5 protein-coding genes are annotated in these 18,511 nt (G+C 60.5%); all 5 read left to right on the forward strand.

Annotation, left to right across the window (positions count from 1 at the left end):
* Positions 1–7: 7 nt before the first annotated feature.
* Positions 8–2,602 (forward strand): lipase family protein, encoded by a 2,595-nt coding sequence (locus LJD29_RS04410; RefSeq protein ID WP_446744545.1) that lies wholly within the window; start codon positions 8–10, stop codon positions 2,600–2,602.
* Positions 2,603–2,688: 86 nt separating this feature from the next.
* The gene (locus LJD29_RS04415) at positions 2,689–12,246 is read left to right on the forward strand and encodes a DUF6603 domain-containing protein (protein ID WP_446744546.1); all 9,558 of its coding nucleotides are present in this window, start codon (positions 2,689–2,691) and stop codon (positions 12,244–12,246) included.
* A complete protein-coding gene (locus LJD29_RS04420; protein ID WP_446744547.1) occupies positions 12,243–13,844 on the forward strand; it encodes a hypothetical protein in 1,602 nt (533 codons plus the stop codon). The genes LJD29_RS04415 and LJD29_RS04420 overlap by 4 nt, the downstream gene beginning before the upstream one ends.
* Entirely contained in the window at positions 13,841–14,722 is an 882-nt protein-coding gene (locus LJD29_RS04425) for a hypothetical protein (protein ID WP_446744548.1), read from the forward strand. Before LJD29_RS04420 ends, LJD29_RS04425 begins: the two co-directional genes overlap by 4 nt.
* Complete coding sequence (locus LJD29_RS04430) at positions 14,719–18,507, forward strand: hypothetical protein (protein ID WP_446744549.1); 3,789 nt, start codon at positions 14,719–14,721, stop codon at positions 18,505–18,507. Before LJD29_RS04425 ends, LJD29_RS04430 begins: the two co-directional genes overlap by 4 nt.
* Positions 18,508–18,511 lie beyond the last annotated feature (4 nt).

Here is an 18,511-nt window from a genome sequence, read left to right on the forward strand (position 1 = left end):
GTGCGTGATGACACAGAGCAATGCGACTCCTGCTGCCGCCTTCAGCGCACTCGACGCCACATCACTGTTCTCGCTGGCCACAGTTGTGAATTACCCGATGGGAAAGGCTCCGGTCATCGATCCTTTCCAATTGGTCGGAGTGATGCAGCCCACGCAATACACGGCAACAGCGCAGGGGCTGGTCGGGTTTGGAACACTGCTTTCTACGGGGGCGACAGTAGCGGTCGCGGTGATGGGCTGGCAATGGGCCAGCTTTCTCGCCAAGTACAGCGATTCCTTGCACGTACTTTCCTCTTTGATGTTCACGTATCCCAATATGCCTGCGCAGCCGCCGCCATCCTTCGACTACGGCTACAGCCTGCAGTACAACCTGTTCCGTCAATCGTTGTGGAAGCTGATTCAAACCACGAAGAGTACGGTCCTGCAATTCAAGACCGTGATGCCGTTGGTTACGATAGGATACGGGCCGTCGGCTCCGCTGGCGCAACTGGCGGCACTCGACCTGCAACCGGGCAACAGCTACACGCCACCCGGTGGCTCGAAAATCACCTCGCCCATCACATCCGTCGGGTGCTATGCGTATTCGTGTCCGGCAGCAGGCGATGCCGCCTTTGCAAGCAGCTTTAACCAGTGCGTTCCGGCGGCATATTCCGTCAATCTGAGCACCAGCAGCAACAATCCTGTCGATGTTTACCCGACGGTCTCCGGGCCAGCCTCTGCCGGCTATACGGCAGCAGGACAGGCGCAAGGGCTCTCTGCGGTGGTGCCTGAGCCGGTGTGTCCCTGGCTCGAACGCGAGTGGTACAACTACGGAAATTCTCTCAATGCCGCGGAAGCAGTCGAAGCCGGTGAATCCGTGCCTACGATCCCAGGACAGCAGCCGGGCGTCGATACAGGCAACATCGTTCCAGCCGCACCAGCTGGATACGATGTCAATCTTGCCTATAACTTCACATTGTTGTGCTCGGCGGTCTACTCGCTTTACGAGCACCCGGCCGATGCTCTGAACCTGCCGGATCCCTACTCCCTGGTGCAGAGTTTCGCAGACAGCAGCGGCGACCTCTGGGCTGCGATGTTCACAGCTCCGGGCATGCTGGTGGTAGCGTTTCGCGGCCCGGACACGTGGGCTGAGACAAACTCGATCTTCGGCGATCCAACCCTTTCGTTCGACAACCCGAGCGGCGTTCTCAACAGCTACCTCACGCTCTTCCAGCAGTTGCAGCCGGCGATATGGGATGCGCTCAACAGTGTTGGCATCTCGGCGCAAACCATCTATCTCACCGGTCATTGCGGTGGTGGATGCCTGGCCTCGCTTGCGCTGTACACACTGATAAAGAATCCCCTGCCAGGACTTACGGTAGGCCCGCTCTACACGTATGGCGCACCGCCGGTCGGCAATTCAGGCTTCGCGACTACGTTTAACGCTGCCTGTGCCACACAAAGCTTTCAGATCGCGCGGCCCAAAGACATCTTCCCCAAACTGTTTTCTACAACGCTGAGGACAACGGGCACAACGATCCAGCTGAATGGCGGTTTGGCGGACACGCGCAATTGCTTCAGCTACCACGACATTGCTGTTTACGCTGCGCTGCTCGATCCCGAATCTTCAAGCCTGAAAGTTCCCATGGAACTGTCGGCATCAGGAGCCGAGCAAAGTTATCGGCAGAAATTGAAGGCCACGCAGCTTTCCTACCAAAGTGACGTGCACAAATGCGTCCTCAACACCAACGAGAATCGCGGGCAAATTATTCTCTCCTGGGACAAAGGCCGCTCCTGGCTGCCCGCAACACAATATGACGGCGACGGAGTTGCGCACCTTGGCCTGCAGGACGTCCTGATTCAGGCAGGACATGAGTTGCGTATCGAAGCTCCGCACCAGCAAAAGATCCACGTCGCGGCGCGTTCGATCCTCATGGGACCTGGATCAAAACTCACGATCAACACCGGCTGCAAACTGGCGGCCGGCGAACTCCGCGCGGTCCCCAACAGCAGTTCCGCACAACCTCCGACCATCCTGGTGGTCGGACCCGATGGCACGAACGGCGCGCCAGGTTTTACCGGGTCAAACGGCTCGCCTGGCGGCCAGGGTATGGCGGGCGGGACAGGTTGCGCAGGCAGCAACGGCGGATATGGCGCGAATGGTGGAGCATGCCCGGATACACAATTCTCCTTCCACACCTTGAGCGGAACCATCTCGGTCGTGTGCCACGGCGGCGCAGGCGGTAGTGGGGGCGCAGGAGGAAATGGTGGTGCAGGTGGGACGGGTGGCTGGCTCGATGGCGGACGCATGGCTCCGGGAGGAAGTGGCGGCTGCGGTGGCAATGGAGGACTCGGCGGTAACGGCGGGGCAGGCGGTACCGTCACGATCTCTTACGTCGAAATGGAGCCGGGCACCATCCTCAATATCGATACGACTCCTGCTCCAGGTGGATCGGGCGGAGCCGGTGGCGCAGGCGGTAACGGCGGGTATGGTGGGCCGCCTGGACTCAACGGTACTCCCGGCACTTCCGGACAGCCCGGCGCGCCCGGGACAGACAGCAAGGTCGTCATGATTCAACAGGCACAGGATTCAACATCGTCAAGAGCGTCTTCGCCGGGTTAGCAGCGTAGACCAACAGCAGCTTCACGCCATGCAGCGATCGCAGTGCGTGCGTTCTTTCGAGAAACGCAACCGAAGGTGGACTGACTATGGGTACGCAAACCATTCGATACGCCGACATCGGCGCCGGAGACAATTCTCCGATCGAGATCAGCGGACTCGATCCTACGGTGGCCAAGCTGGGACTGGCCGTCGGGCTCCTTCAGCCTGGTGAGGGTGTCGATACCTATTTGCTCAATACAGCCTGGTTCGCCGATCCGCTTGGCGCCACGCAGCTGTCCCTCACCACAAACGGTCCGCAACTCGCCGATCTGATCGCGGCCTTGCTGGGCAGCCTGGGAGGCACAGCTCTGGGCATTCCGCTCGAGAACACGCGCAATCTCGGCACCTGGTACCCGATCCTCAATCCATCCACCGGACAGCCCACCGGCCTGTATCTTGTCTCGCAGACTACCGGTGCCCTTTCAATCTTCAGCCTTGGCATCAACTACAACTGGCCTCTCGGAGACACCTTCGCCATTCGTGCCTGGGGGTTGCTGCCCATCCTTCAGGTTGGAAATGCCTCTTACGAACTCATCATCGGGCAGGATAGTGCTCCGCTCACTGTCGGCATTGAGACAGCTTCTTCTACTCCATTGATCAACGCATATGGGCTGCAGCTTGCGGGAATGCGTTTAACCGGAAGCCTGGCATTACTGCCTGATGCTTCGGCATCCATCTCGCTTGAGGCCGTGGGTCTGCAGCTCCCGGGCGAGAGCGAACCGAAGGACCGCTCTCTGTCCGACCTGGAACAACTCACGGGCACGCAGATTCTGGCCACGGTCTCCACGATCTTTGTGGCAGCCATGTCGGACGCGTTGGGTACGCCCGATAACCCTCAGCTCGGCTACGTGCTGCCTGTGCTCGGAATGTCGCCTGTACTGCCGCAGGCGGTCCAGACGCTCTTTCCCGATGCGGTCATGCCGTTGCTGCGCTGGGACGAGATGATCACCGCGGCAATCAACGGTGGTAATCCGGCGCAACCCTTTAAAAACTGGTTTAGCGCACTACTCTCAACTCCGGATGTTATGGGAGCATGGCTCGCGTCCATCCAGGGGCTCGAAGGTTTAACGCCGAGCGCGGCAACTGGGTCGGGAACACGCGAGAATCCCTGGAACATCGCAATTCTGAGCAATTCCGTTGGCGCATTGTCTTTCCAGTTCGCCACCCTTGTGAACAAGGATGGCTCGCGAACGTTTTATCCGGGTCTGGCGTTTCGCTCCTCCAAGGTACAGCTCGGGACATCGCAGGCGGCACTCCAGATGGCTGCCGATCTGGAGCTCGCGCAGTTCAATCTGTCGCTGGGCGGAGTAAGCGGCGATCCCACCAACCTTGCCTTCGCATCGACCATGATGCTGGTTGGGTTCGGAGAGACGAGCGGCGTCAACAATCCACTGTTTTCAGGATCCATCGCCGGGCAGCAATACACCTTTGGCTCCCTCGTTGCCGGACTGCGCATTGGCTACGCGAACGGTCAGCTGAATGTCGTTCCCTCATTCACATTGACCGGCCTCGATACGCCCGCCGGAACATTTCTCGCACTCGATCTGCTGCAGCCCATGAAGGTCCTGCAGGAAACCCAGACCGTGGTGGCAGGCCTGATCAACAGCGCGTTGCAACAGATGTTCGGCATCACGGCCGATTCAGCTGGCACCCCATCTTATGCGCTTGCCGCACTGCTGGGCGTGGTGCCACCGGGTGTGGGAACGGGCAACACCTGGCCTGCGAATCTCGATCCGCCACTGAGCGCTACGCAGCTATTCAACTCGGTGCAAAATCCCGTGCAGGCCATGGCGACGTACTACTACAACATCGTCAACTCGACGGCCACGATCGGCAGCCAGGCTCCTTTCTTTTACATGCTGCGCGAGATGGCAACGCTGCTGCAGGCTCTCACGCAAGTCGCGACGCCGTCAGTAACTGGAACCGGTTCGCCACTCGATCCATGGAAGGCTTCGCTGACCGATCCGGGCACTCTGGTCGCGGACGTGATTGCCTACACCGCACCTCAGCCAAACGGAGCGGACCGATTGGTTCTTGGCATCGACCTTGGACTGCAGCTCGTGCCCACGGCCGGTCTCAACGTCAATCTCATCCTGTCCCTCGAATTGCTGGCGCTGGATCTCTCGCTGGCTAACGGCGCGGTCAGTTGTGCGCCGCAAATTCTTCCCGGTCTTGGCCTCTCGCTTTCGCTGCCTGACGGCTATACCTCGCCCGCCGTATGCGGCACATCCATCTCCGTGAGCGCGAGCAGCGCGCAGATGGGTTGGAGTCCCTACAGCGGATGGTCATGGTCGATGGAGGTTGGGCAGCCTGCGCTCATCTCCGGAGGCCACAGCTACCCTGTCGGCCAGAACATGGTCTACACGCAGGGACAAAGCCTTGAAGATCTGGTGTTGCAACAGGCCGCGACCTTCGGACAGATCCTGGTCGGCGTGCTCGGACTGGCGACAATGCAGGCCAACGATCGCGCAGGACTCGCCTTCGCGGGCATTCTCGGCCTCTTACCGAACCTCGGCCCGTTGATGCCTGAGGGGCTTACCTGGCCCGGCAGCATGCCGACGCTGACGGTCACCAGTTTCAACGATCCATTTCAGATTCTGCGCACGCAGCTCGTGGGCATCTTCAGCACGCCGGCAAATCTGCAAGCGGCGCTGCAGCTGCTCGCCTGGGCCTCATCGAACTCGGCAACGGTGCCTGCAATTCCCGGCTCGGGTACGCTCGAAGATCCTTTCCACGTGCCACTTGGCCTGCCGGCCAACATTGGCATGGCCATCTGGTCGGATGGGACCGCAGGCACAGCGGGCATCGGGCTTGATAACTACGGCGTGCTCAATGTCTCGAGCTCCGTGCAATGCACCAGCAGCATCGTTGTCCGCCTGCTCAACGTAACCCTGTCAACCGGCGCGCCGGTTGTTGTTGCGGGCGTTCCCGGTCTTAGCGTCACCTGCAAAATGGCCAACCCTGGCGGCCAACTCCTGCCACCGACGGCGGACGGCACCTCACTTGACTGGCTCGTGGTTGGCGCAGCGGTTGGAATCAGCGGAACCTTCTCCGCGCCGCAGGTAACGGTCACCCCTACGTTCCTGCTGTTCAATCTCACATTACCGGGACAAAGTGCTGTTCCGGTTGCGAATCTGGCTGACCCCGGCTCGCTCACGCCGCAGCTTGTGCAGGACGCATTCCGCCTCGGCCTGCAGGTGGTGCTGCCAACCGCTGTAACCATGGAGCCTTTTCGCACCGCCTACAATCTGCTGGCTACCATGGGGCTGGCGCTGCCCAACGAGGCGGGGCAGCAGCTGGGCATCAACCCTGCAGGGTGGCGCGGCCTGCTTGCTGATCCACTTAGCTTCTGCAAGGACCGGCTGATCGCACTGGCTGCCGATCCTGCCACGCAGTCGAGCTTCCTGACCATCCTGCAACAGCTCACAGGAGTTACGCTGCCGACGATTCCGGCAAGCGTGCTGGATTTTCTCGCAGCAATGGGACTCACACGGTCCAAGGAAGCGGGATATGTCGTCATTCCCTCGAACTACGTTGCGCTCTTCTCGCACCCGGTTGTTTATGTGCAGACAGCCTTTGCAGCTCTGCTGGCCGACGAAGTACGGCTCGCTGCGCTACTGGCCTCGCTGCAACAAAGCAGTGGCGTTATAACCTTCAGCAAATTTCAGCTACAAGTATTCTCCGGCCCGGTGGTGCAGATCACGTTGCCGCCCGGCTCGGTTTCTGCCGGAACCATGCTGGAGGTTTCGGGTGTGCTGCGCGTGGCGCTCAATGCAGGAGCGCAGAGCTTCAGCCTGGCCATGACGCTCTACAATCCGCAGATCGGCATCGGTTTCGCACCGACACTGACGGGCAACTTCTCCGGCGACTTTGCGATCACGCAATTTATCACCTTCGGCGACGGCACACAGCCTGCTCCCGCTCCGCTTAAGATATGGCCATTCAACAGCACAGAATTTGTCAACGCTTTCGCTACGGTTGCACCGTTCTACGCGCTGTCGATCATGATTTCTCAGGTCATCGATCCGCAACTGTTACAGAAATACACGCTGGTGCAGGCACTCTTCGCCATCCTCGGCATCGCTGAACAGGATCAGGACGGCACATGGCACACCAAGGCCCTGCTGGGTCTGTTCGAGGATCCGCTTGGCTGGCTGTTAAGTGACGCCGTTCTCGGCGCGGATGGCAAGCTCAACATCCCGCAACTGAACAAGCTGCTCCTGCAGGTTCCCAACGTTACCGGCACAAAGCCCACGATTCAGCAGATCGCAAACGGTATCCAACTAGGAGCATTGCCATACAACCTGCAGATTGCACTCACCGCAGACAAGGCCACAAACCAGGTTGTGATCTCGCCCAGCATCACCGGTACGATCCCTGTTGCAGGAGGGGCCGCTTCCGTCACGGGTCTTGTCTTCAACCTGTCGCTTGGACCGGATTTCCAACCGGGATTTGGCGGCACCGTCACGATGGCGATCAAATCGCCATCACTCAGCGTGACAACCGGCTACGACAAAGCATTCCTGCTCTCGGTAACGTTGAGCGGCGATCCACCTGCGGTCCTGCAACTGGTGCCTTTTACCGGCTGGCAGCAACTGCTGAGCACTCTGGCATCGTATGCCGCCGCTCAAATCGTTCCACAACTCACGACTCAGCTCCTGCAGGCTCTCTCAGAGAACGGCGCAGCCGCGTTCGCCACAGCCATGCAGACGGCTGGTACGAATCTCAACGTGAGCGCCCTGTTAAGTGCCCTGGTCGCTTCTGGAGGCACGCTGGACGATCTCGAAACCGCCGCGCTCAACTGGCTCGGCCAGAGGTTGACTGCGACGAACATGACGCAGACCGCGCAAGCCGTCGTAGCTCTTCTACAGCTTGCCCTGGGCAACAGCGTCACCTCCAGCGGAGGGCTGGTCAGCTACATCCCCTCGCAATCTTTGCCACTCTCGCTGCAAGCGGGAGCGCAGGGCAACACCCTGGGAGTATGGGCATCCATCACGATGCCTTCAAACCTTGCGGTACAGCTCTCCGTCGCGCCTACGGGCCTAGCCCTGCCTTACGATCCCGCCACAGGAGCCATTACCGGCGGTCCCGAGTTTTCTTTCGGGCTGGGCATCGGTATTCCCATCAAGGGTGAAACGAATATGCCGTTGCTCTCGATGGGATTCGCCAACCAGAAGTTCACTGCCGGCTTCGATCCCATGGGCACGCCCAGCACGCAAAGCGATCTTTACGTCGAATTACTGCCGCAATTTTTCTCCAACCCTCAAAACCTTGAGCAGGAGGTAGAAGCATGGCTGTTAGATGTCTTCACGCAGGTGGTTCCGCGTTATCTCTCGCTTGTCATGCTGAACCAATCCACGGTCAAGGGCTGGCTGGATAGCTCCCTCTTCAGCACCACCACGCCGGGAACAGTCCTCGTCGCATCCGGACTGCTGGTCAAGAACGAAAATCTCTACCTGTTACAAACCTTCGCCGCGCTGAGCAGCCTGACAGTGAGCGCATTCCTGGCCAATCTCCTGAAAGCGCTTCTCTCGGTACAGGTCAAGATTCTGGACTTCGGTGCGAAAGGTCAGGTCTGGATTGGTCCCAACGAGGCGGGGTCGAGCAATTACGGCATCATGATTGCCGCGCAGAACCTGAGCCTCGACGTCGCGCCCAACTTCGTCTTCCAGCTCGGAGCATCGGACTCCGCCTGGATCACCGCTGCCGGCGGCCCAACCGGCCTGCATGCCGGACTGAATGTCTTTGTCCCGATCGATGAGAACGGCATTTACTTCGAGAAGCTCCTGCTGCAGTTAGTCAACATCGGAGTGGACTTTGTAGGACGCAACAAGGCGCCCCTGATCGATCTAAGCCGCTTCACCGTGCGGGCAATTCAACCACGCGGCCTGCTGCTGTTCGATTTTGCCAAAGGTGGCACGCCTAACGTGTGGGGTGGCGAGGTCACGATTGCGGACATTGGCATCTCGCTTTCTCCGCAGTCCATCGGCTCGGGGGGGAATCCGGTAGCGCAGAATCTGCTCGGGTCCGGCTCTTCTGACGGCGGCGCAGGCACGGAAGGAAACGCTGCCAATCCGCCATTCTCGTTCCAGGCAGGTTATGTCTCGAACAATGGAACCGGTAAATCCGTCGTGGAACTGCTGCAGGGCGGGCAGGTGGCACAGGAGCTCTGGTTCCCCGTGCAAAGCGGATTCGGACCGATCCATGTCAATCTACTGGGCGTCAAATGGATCTCCCCACAAACCGCGGGCGTGGGCTTCGATGGAAACCTCAATCTCGCGGGGTTGGGTGTCGCGGTTAAAAAGCTCACTGTCAGCTTCAATGTTTTTGCGCCCACTGACTACACGCAATACCAGCTCGATCTTGCCGGCCTTGATGTGACCTTCAACAATGGCCCGGTCGCCATTGCAGGCGGTTTCCTCAAACAGACCAATCCGCTGCAATATACCGGAACCGCGACGCTGAGCTGCGCCAGCTTCACCTTCAACGCAATCGGCTCTTACGCGGTGGTTCCGGTAAACGCGTCGCTGCCCGGCTGCCAGCAGGCAGGTGGAGACTGCCCCACGGCCGCATCACTCTTCATCTTCGTGAACCTCAATGCTCCGCTCGGCGGGCCGCCTGCGTTCTTCATTACCGGACTTGCCGCCGGGTTTGGTTACAACCGGAACATCCTCATTCCCGCAGTCGGCGATATCTCCACGTTCCCATTTGTCATGGGAGCCACCGATCCGAGCTACTTCACTTCGGATGATCCCGCGACTGTGCTCACCCAGATTTCAAACATCGTTCCTCCGGAAATCGGCGCGTACTGGGTCGCCGCCGGGATCAAGTTCACCAGCTTCGAGCTGCTGAATACCTTTGCGCTGCTCTTTGTGAAGTTCGGCAAGGGCTTCGAGCTGGACCTGGTAGGCGTAACCTCGGCCGCGCTACCGCCAAGGAGCCCGCTGACGCTCGCCTACATGGAGCTTGGCATCCTGATCTCGTTCCGTCCCGACGAGGGCTACATCGCCGTGCAGGCGCAGCTTACTCCGAACTCTTATTTACTGGCTCCACCCTGCAGGCTTACCGGAGGATTCGCATTCATTCTCTGGTTTTCAGGCGACTTCGTGCTTACCCTGGGCGGCTACAACCCGCTCTTCAGCAAGCCGCCGCAATATCCTGAGGTCCCACGCCTCGGCTTCACATGGCCGGTGTCGGTCTCCGCAGGCGAGCTGAAGATCGCTGGCGGAGCCTATTTCGCGCTCACTCCCACGGCCATCATGGCGGGCGGTTATCTGCAGGTGGCCTTCACACTTGGCCCGATCCGCGCATGGCTCAACGCAGGTGCTGACTTCCTCATCCAGTGGAAACCTTTCTATTACGACATCTCTGTCGAGGTCTCCATCGGCGTGGCTTTCCATACCGAGATTCTGGGAATTTCCATCACGATCTCCGCCTCGCTCGGAGCGGCGCTTCACATCTGGGGACCTGAGACCGCCGGATATGCGGAAATCAACTGGTATGTGATCTCGTTCACGATCCCCATCGGCGACCAGAACAAGAATCTCCAGACCCAGCCACTGGGTACCTGGGACGATTTCGCAAACGCCTTCCTGCCGCCTGCGGACACGTCTGTACATAGCGGGATCGAGAGCGAAGATCCTCAGCCTCCGGGCGCGGTCCTGACACTCAGCGCAAGCGCCGGTGCGCTCTCCGGGCCTGCGGGTAATGGAGCCAACGGACAACCCAATGCGTGGGCCCTGACCATGGCCAACTGGCAGATCCAGGTCAGCACGGCGGTGCCAGCCACATCCCTGCAGCTCAACGGAGTGGCGCAGGCTAGCGGCAAACCCATGGGCGTCCGCCCGATGAACCTGTCTTCCGCTACCACGCCGCTTTCCGTCACGCTTTCCTCCTGGAACGCTCCAACGAGTACATGGATACCGCTGACGCTCAGCGAAACCACCCTCACGCTCGGCATACTCAGCAACGATGCGCCCATGGCCCTCTGGGGTCAGGGCGCACTCAACCTCGACTCGCCGCCTACTGCGCCCTTCAGTATCGCCGGAGCCTGCGTTGGCCTTACCGTCTCCGGTGTCGATTTCACCTACAGCAATCCAATCGGCCCCATTCCCTTGCAACAGGCGTTTGCCTTTGCTCCGGCCACGCCACGCAGCTTTCCGAATCAGCCGCAATGGACAGCTCCGCCAGCCAATACACAAAGCGGCGCCTTGCAGCGGTTGAGCGAAACCGTCATGGCGCCAGCGGTTATCGACATGCGTAACCAGGTGCTGGCGGCACTGGAAGGCATGGGGATGAATGTCTTAAAGAACCCTCAACTCCCGGTCATCGCTGCGTATGCGGACGCTCTTTTTCAGGCGCCACCCTATCTCGCTCCGGTAGGAGTCGACTCCGCGCCGGCGCCAGCGACCATCGGATCGGCGCCGCAACTTGCCGCAGCGACGAAGTCTCAAACCGTTACGCCGCAGACGCCGGCATCCATCCAGCTCATCGGCGGCATTTATCGCAACTCCTGGCCCGGCAATCAGGCCGTTCGCAAAGTTCGCAGCCGGGGCGGCGAGGAAGGGATGCGCCTTCAGATGCCGGTGGCACGACAGACCGGCCGGTGGATTGGTCCACTTCGCTCCGGTGTGCCCAATTCCAACCTGTCGCTGCTGCGAGCACAAATGCCGCAGACCGGCAACGCTTCAGAACCGGTGGGAGAGCGGCTCAGTGTGGCCCCTGGTGCAGCCTTGCTCGTCGAAACCAGCCTTCCTGCCGGAGCTAAGGCAATCGCAAGCGTTTCAGGAAATATCCCCGTAAGAGTCTGGGCATTGAACGCATATGACGAGCTGGTCGGTGCAAATCTAGTGGAGCCCGGCAACAACGTTACGTTGCCCTCCGATATCTCGCATGCCGTGATGAGCGGCGAAAGCCGTCGCACCGTGCAATCGGATAAGACGGTTGGCTGGCAACTCTCCAGCACACTCACGCAGGTGGGCCGTTACAGCTTCATCGGCGACGCCTGCCTGGTTCGTCCGCAGGCCACGCCGGCCCGCATGCAGGATCGTCGTCATACCTGCCACGGATCAGTCGATGGCGCCTGCATTCTCCGCAACAACACGGTACATATCGGCGGCAGGAATGTTCCGGGATGGGTGGAAACGATGCTTGCAGGGGCAATGATCGGGCCGTCAGGGTCGGTCGCAGTCTGTCTCCGTAACATCACGGCGGAGGCCGCCGGCAAAACAAACATCAGCCTGGCGTGGACAGCGGAACCGTGGCAGCCCACGTATGAATTCTCGTTCGCCCCTCAGCAGGTTCTTTCTGCCACGGACGGTTGCATCCTCGTCTTCAACGTGCCCGCGGGCACGGTCGAAGCATGGCTCGCGGTGCTTGTTCCGGGCAGCATCGAGTATCAGCTCGAAGGTGTCTGGGGTATCAGCGCTCCTCCGGGACAGGTGGCTCGTCTCTGGCCAGGCCTGACCGGCCTGGTCGACGGAATTCCGCCCACGTTGGACCAGACAGAGTGGAGCACGGTGTCCGTCAACATTCCTCAACAATCGGTGAGCCAGCAGCCCGACAGCTCCGCACCGGTCTCTGGCGTGAAGGGAGTTACCAAGTGAGCCGCCCAATCCGCAAGGGCAATATCGCCATGGCTGCCGATGGAGCTCCCCTGCAGCCCGGTCAGGTGCAGTTCTACCAGGCCATTCTGCCACCTCTGCCCGCACTCGATTATCAACTCGCCGCAACGCTGCCAATACAGCTCGCGGGACAAACCGGCAATCCGCCCACGTATCTGAGCACGCAGCAGTTTTCCATCACCGGCCCGCGTTTCCTGCTGGAGCCCAATACAGTGCAGCAGGTCTATCCGCCTGCCAACCTCGCCGGTGTATACAACGAAGTCATTCCCCACGCAGTGCTGCGCGCGCGCACGCTGCCGTGGGCGCGCTCCATCGACGGGTCGTCTCCGCAGCCTGGGGTCGTGCCGCCAACATGGATGGCGCTGCTGACTCTATACCCCGCTGACCTCGTTTATCAGTCCAATCCCATTCCCGTGCAGCAGGGCCCGCTCAGCGCGTTCCTCGCCCCGGCCAGTGGAGTCATTGTTCCGGACATTCCCGCGACTGAATTCACCGCGGACCAGCTCAGTCAACCGCTGCTCTACATCGAGTTGCCGCAGAGCACGTTCTGGGGCATCGCTCCTACGCTTGCCGATCTGCCTTATCTCGCGCATGCCCGCGAAGTGAACACCGACGGCAAAGAGATCCTTGGCCTCGATGAGGACGGCTATTTCTCCGTGGTGGTGGGCGAGCGCCTGCTCATGGCAGGCACGCAGGCTGGCCCGACGATTAACACGATGTTGCTGGTCTCGCTCGAAGGCCTGTCCGCGCAACTGCCGGTCGATGGCCAATCAGCACCGAGCGGAGCGGAGAGCACGCTGGTGCGCATCTGTGTGCTGGCGAGCTGGGCTGTTCCCTGCACGCAATCCTCGGGCGACTTCCTTGAAATTATGCAGAACCTGAGCATCGATCTGCTGCGCATGCCCGCCGGTGGGCCTGCCGCGTCAACTGACGCGCAGACCATTGCCGAACATGCGGTGGGCTGGGGCTACGTGCCACTGCTCAACAACACCCGCTCCGGAGAAGAGACCACTTCCTGGTATCGCGGTCCGTGTACACCGGTGGGCACATCGATCGATCCGGGCGGCCCTTACCAATACAGCGACCACGCCATCCGTTATGATCCTGGCCCGGACGACAACAGTCAGCCAGGTACCGGAATGTTCGATATGAGCTATGCCTGCGCCTGGCAAATCGGACGCCTGCTTGCCCTATCCAATGGCGCCTTCTGCTCAGCGCTTGCGGAATGGCGCACACAGCTCGCCAATCAGCAAAACGAAGCGGAAGCTACAAGCGGCATGCTGCTGCGGGTGCCGGGCGGCGTGACTGCACTCGGCGCGCCTGCCACTGCCGCCGGCCTGATGTCCAATGCCCGGTCCGCTCTGCGTGGATTCCTGGCGCAGGCAGGACAGGCAGCCGCGGACGGGGCTGTTCCTCACAAGATTCCACACACCGACCGTGATCTGGCCCGCATGCCTGGCGCTCTTAGCTCCGCAGACATCGAGGACATTCTTGCGCAGCCGGGCGATCCGGTGCTCAACCTCGTTCACAAAGCACTGGGCACAGTTCCGGGCAGAACATCGGGAGAGAGACAGTTATGATCAGCGCCCTGCAACGCGCTTCTCTCAGCTTCCATTCGCTTGTGGCCCGTGCCGCAGGTCCGCAGCAGGAAGCTACGCCAGCGGTCCCAAAGGTCATCCTTGACTGGTTGGCGAGACTCTTCACGCTCGAAGGGGTACCGTTCGAGTATCTCGTCGTTAACCCAGTCATGCTGCCGCAGGAGTCGGTCCGCTTTTTCGTGATCGACGCCAACTGGCTCTACCGCGCGGTCGAAGGAGCAGTCAGCGCCGGCGTCTCTTCCAGCCGCGATGTCATCGCCACGCTGAGACTGCTGGAAAGCCAGCTCGGCAAGCAGCTGCCCAGCTACGCAATGACCCTGCGCTCCCGTGCTCGCGGCCTCGCCGTGGAGGATCCGCCGCCACCCGCTCCAAACGTTGCATGGAGCGGCTGCCTGATTCGTTCGATCGCAGTCTCCGGCTGGCCCGGAATCGAAGTTGCGGCCACGGACAGCACCGGCAAAGCCTGCAAGCTCATCCGCATGGATCGGCTCTCGCCCAGCGTTCTGTTTTGCCTCTTCGCGGGAGTGGCGACCACGGTCAACGTCATGGAGCCGCCGGAAACCCTTCATTTTGGCGTCTTTTTCAACCAATCGCAGGGATATGTCTTTCTTCGCAGCCTTGGCTACAACGGTTCCACACCGGGCAAGCAGGTCACGCCCAATATCGAGCAGAACGTTGCCTTCCGGTCTTCTACTGCGTACCCCGGCGTTGTCAAAACCGCGTCCACGGCCGTTGGCCTTCAGAACGCACTTCTCCAGAACGGGCTGATGGCGCCCGGATCCACAATCACCGCCGCGGAATACGCGGTTCAGATGGTTCAGGCCGCCGGCCTGCAAAGCTTCGAGCAGGGGGCATCATGAGCACCAATAGCAATTCGCTCTGGGGCGGCCCATGCCTCTACACGCCCATCCATGTGGATGCCATGATGATCGGCACTCCTAACCAGACGCAGACCTTTGCCAACGTGCAGATGAACTACGCGAACCTTCTACGCGGACTCAACCCCGCGCCTCTGCCATTCACACTGGCTCCGATACCCCCGGCCACAGGCATTTATGTCCACTGGACACTTCCCTATGCGCTGCGTCGCGGTCATCAGGATCCCCAGGGCAACGTTACATTTCCCTACAGTCCCAACCGCTGGCTGGTCACCCGCTTTCAGATACTGACACCGGGGTCCGCGCCGGTAGCCACTGCCTGGGTTGTGCAGAGCGACTACTTTGCTCCTACACCTGCCGAAGGTGGCACCAATCTCTTTCCCAGCCCGTTGACCGCTGGCCAGATCGGCTATCTTGGGCGGCAGATTCCGCTTGCTCAGTGGGTCACGCCAGCCGACACGCCACTCTTCCTCGAAGCCCAGGGTCCTGGCGAAATGAGCTGGGCCGCAGTCTTCCAGAATGTCGGCAACGTTTTCGGTTTCTTCGATCCCGTGGGCCAATCGGGTACATGCGCCTACTCGGTGCTCGGCTGGTACTCGCAGCCTGCGGCCGACCCGCTCTACGGCTACGACGGGAAAGGCTTTACGACCCCGGAAGAATGGCAGACGATCATGGACGCGCAGGGTTGGGCATTGGCCAGTCCCGACGATCGCGAAACGCTTACGGAACAGGCGGTACAGGCCTTCGCGGAATGGATCGAAGCCAATCCGCAACAGAATCCTCCTCCAGCCACAGACGCGCAACTCCAGTACGCCAGCCAGACGCTTTGCCAGGGAATGGTCTTCGATCTGCCCTGGACTGGACCGGCAACCGCCTATCCGCAACCCACGATCCTCACCGGTGGCGCAGTGCCGGCCGTGGCAGTTGGTTCGACCGCAGCAGAGGCGGTCGCCGCATTCATGGGCGATCAACTCCAATCCACCGGGCAGGATCCGCTGGCAGTGGAGAACCTTTTACTCGCCTTCCAGACCGACTCCCTCACCACCTATTTGAAAGAGCCGTCGCAGTTCCTTTTCACCTGCCAGGAGAATCGCTTCGATCGCGCAGCCGCCGGAACTCTCTGGACAGTCGTGCTCCCCAAAGCGAATCAAAGCGAGACCGACGGCTCACAGGAGATCCCTCTTAGTCCTGAACAGACACAGGCTCTCAGCACGCTGCAGACCACTCAAAATCTGCTCGACACTGCCGTGCAGCAATTTGGTTCTGACCGATGGGAGCTTTACTCGGCTTGGTGGAAACTGCAGGCAGCCAAAGGCGCGGGTTCACCCTACCAGCCGCAGATTCAGCAGTACATCACGCAGCTTACGGGCACCACCATGCCGGCGCTGGCCCAGCAAATTACCAACCTGACCGCGCAGCGCGACAGCCAGCAAACGGCGCTTGAAGGATTGCTCGGCAAAGACTATGAGCTCAAGGCTTCGAACGCTACGCAATACACAAATCCAACCGATCCCGTGGTGCTGATTTCTTCCGCGAACACAGATACCAAGCTCGACGGTCCGCAGGATCTCGGCGCAGACCTCTTTACCCGCTTCACCGGTCAGGCGGTGGGTGGCCTCATCGTCGATTTCACAAACATTATCCCCAACGTTTCTCCGGTCACACTCGAGGCCGCCGAGCTCAGTGCGCCGGTGACAGCCCTGCCAACCGCCGGGTTGCCCAAGGAGGCCACCGATGCGTGGATCGAAAGCATTCTGCTCGATCCCGGCAACAGCACCTGGCTTGCCCAGATGGCATGCACAAAAGCGAATATTCAGGCCACCCCGGAGCAGCTTACCCAGCTTGCAGCGCGCATCGCCACGCAACAAACGCTGGTCTGGAATCCCCTGGCCAAAGACCTCGATCAGCGAACCGTTGCCGAGGCTGCCGGGCTGCTGCCGCAGTTCCCCGATCTGGATGTGCACGTACCCAGCAAGCAGGCGGTTGCCGCTTGGATTCCACCATGGACGCCGCTTTATCTCGATTGGGAAATTCAATGGATGCCTTCGGCAACAACGCCCGGAGGCATGTATGGTCCATGGCAACTGGCTGAAAGCGACTTTGTCTACACCGGTTCTTCTGTCGCGCCGGTAGCAGCCACCATGCAGATGCGCTCTTTGCTCACGTCGAATTATCCCGATGGCCTTACCGCCAAGATTGCCGACTTCCTCGACACCGATCCGGACATTCCGGCGTTTGAGATTCGCGATCTCAAGCTCACCGTGGAAGCCATGGCCAAGCTCGACGTCATGGTCCAGTCCCTCACGGGCCTCGATGCATGGATGGAGTCGCGCACTCCAATGCCGACTCAACCCATCACCGATCCCACCGTCGCGAAGTGGACCGAGGGGGTGCTCACCTGGGTGGCTAATACTCCTGGCGGAGTCGCTCCTATCTTCAATCCCCTGCGCGCGGGCCACTTCCGCATCACCAGGCTCCAGGTGGTGGACGCCTTCGGCCAGGTGATGCCCGGCAATGCGGGACAAGGCAATATCCTCCCTATCCGCTCGCAGTCGCTCATGCCGCCCTCCTGGAATACGGATCAGAGCCTGATGCAGCTTGTGCCGCGCGTCGCGCAGGGTGCACGCCTCATCCAGCAGCTCATCGACCGCGACGACGACACGATAGCCAGCAATAGCTCCGATCTCACCAACCCAATCTGCGGCTGGTTGCTGCCGAATCATCTGGACGAGAGCCTGATGGTTTTCGACTCCGCCGGCGTTTCGCTGGGCGAGATCATCAAGGTCGTGACCGATTCAGGCAAAAGCCTTCGCTGGGATGCCGCTCCAGGCAGCGACGCCGCTCTCGGCAGTCCACCGCAGATCGCGAACCGGCATCTCCAGGCGCTGGTCAGCTCGCTGCTGAGCCTGGGCCTCACGACCACCGAACCGCTCGACGAATTGCTGGACCTCATCGACGTCACCCTATGGTCTTCCTCCGCGCTTCCGTCCGCCGGCGGAGCCCGGCTCTCGGTGATGCTCGGCCAGCCCATCGCCGTAGTACGCACCGCGTTCTACTGCAACCTGCAGGGAAATCCTATCTATCAACAAGACTGGTCGCAGACGGGCAAGAACAATGACCTCAATTTCCCGACAGTGCAACTGCCGTTTCAAATCGGGGATATGGCTCTGGCCACGAACGGATCTTTTGGCTACTACGTTGGTGACGATTACTCCGGTTGTTACGCCATGTATGGCTACCAGCCGGACATGGGCTACGTCCGCCGCGCCCTGCGAAATACCGCCAGCGGCCGCTCCAATCTGACAGCACACATCGACAGCTTCCGGAGCCGCCTGCAGAACACCCTGTCCAGCTCAGGCGGCTATGTGAAAACCGACAATAAGCTCTACCTGCAATGCGGCGGAGCCGACAAAATTTTCGCAACCGTCCTGGTCGATCCACGAGGCAAGATCACCACGGTTTCCGGAACAGCGCCGATGTTTCCGGGACCGTTACCGAATGGTCCGGTCGCCTCTGCGCTCGACAATCTATGCGCCACTTTCCGCATGGGGCCGTTGCTCCTCGATCCCGTGGTAACAACGATGCCATTGCCCACCGGAACCTCCGGCAAGTGGGATTGGATCGAACGCACCGGCGTCTCTTTCTGGCGCGAACAAGGCCCCGTTCGGCCCGCAAATCCAACCGCTGAACTGCCTGTCACGATTCCCACACTGCGCGAAGGGTGGCTCTCGCTCAGTGAGGCCCTGGGATCCGGACAAGGAGAGTAACCCG

The sequence above is a fragment of the Silvibacterium acidisoli genome (genome assembly GCA_022870745.1).
Lineage (GTDB): Bacteria > Acidobacteriota > Terriglobia > Terriglobales > Acidobacteriaceae > Silvibacterium.

What these genes read in the sequence shown, in the direction of transcription:
- LJD29_RS04410 (WP_446744545.1), top strand. Translation starts at nt 8, where the DNA reads ATGACACAGAGCAATGCGACTCCTGCTGCCGCCTTCAGCGCACTCGAC.
- LJD29_RS04415 (WP_446744546.1), top strand. Translation starts at nt 2,689, where the DNA reads ATGGGTACGCAAACCATTCGATACGCCGACATCGGCGCCGGAGACAAT.
- LJD29_RS04425 (WP_446744548.1), top strand. Translation starts at nt 13,841, where the DNA reads ATGATCAGCGCCCTGCAACGCGCTTCTCTCAGCTTCCATTCGCTTGTG.
- LJD29_RS04430 (WP_446744549.1), top strand. Translation starts at nt 14,719, where the DNA reads ATGAGCACCAATAGCAATTCGCTCTGGGGCGGCCCATGCCTCTACACG.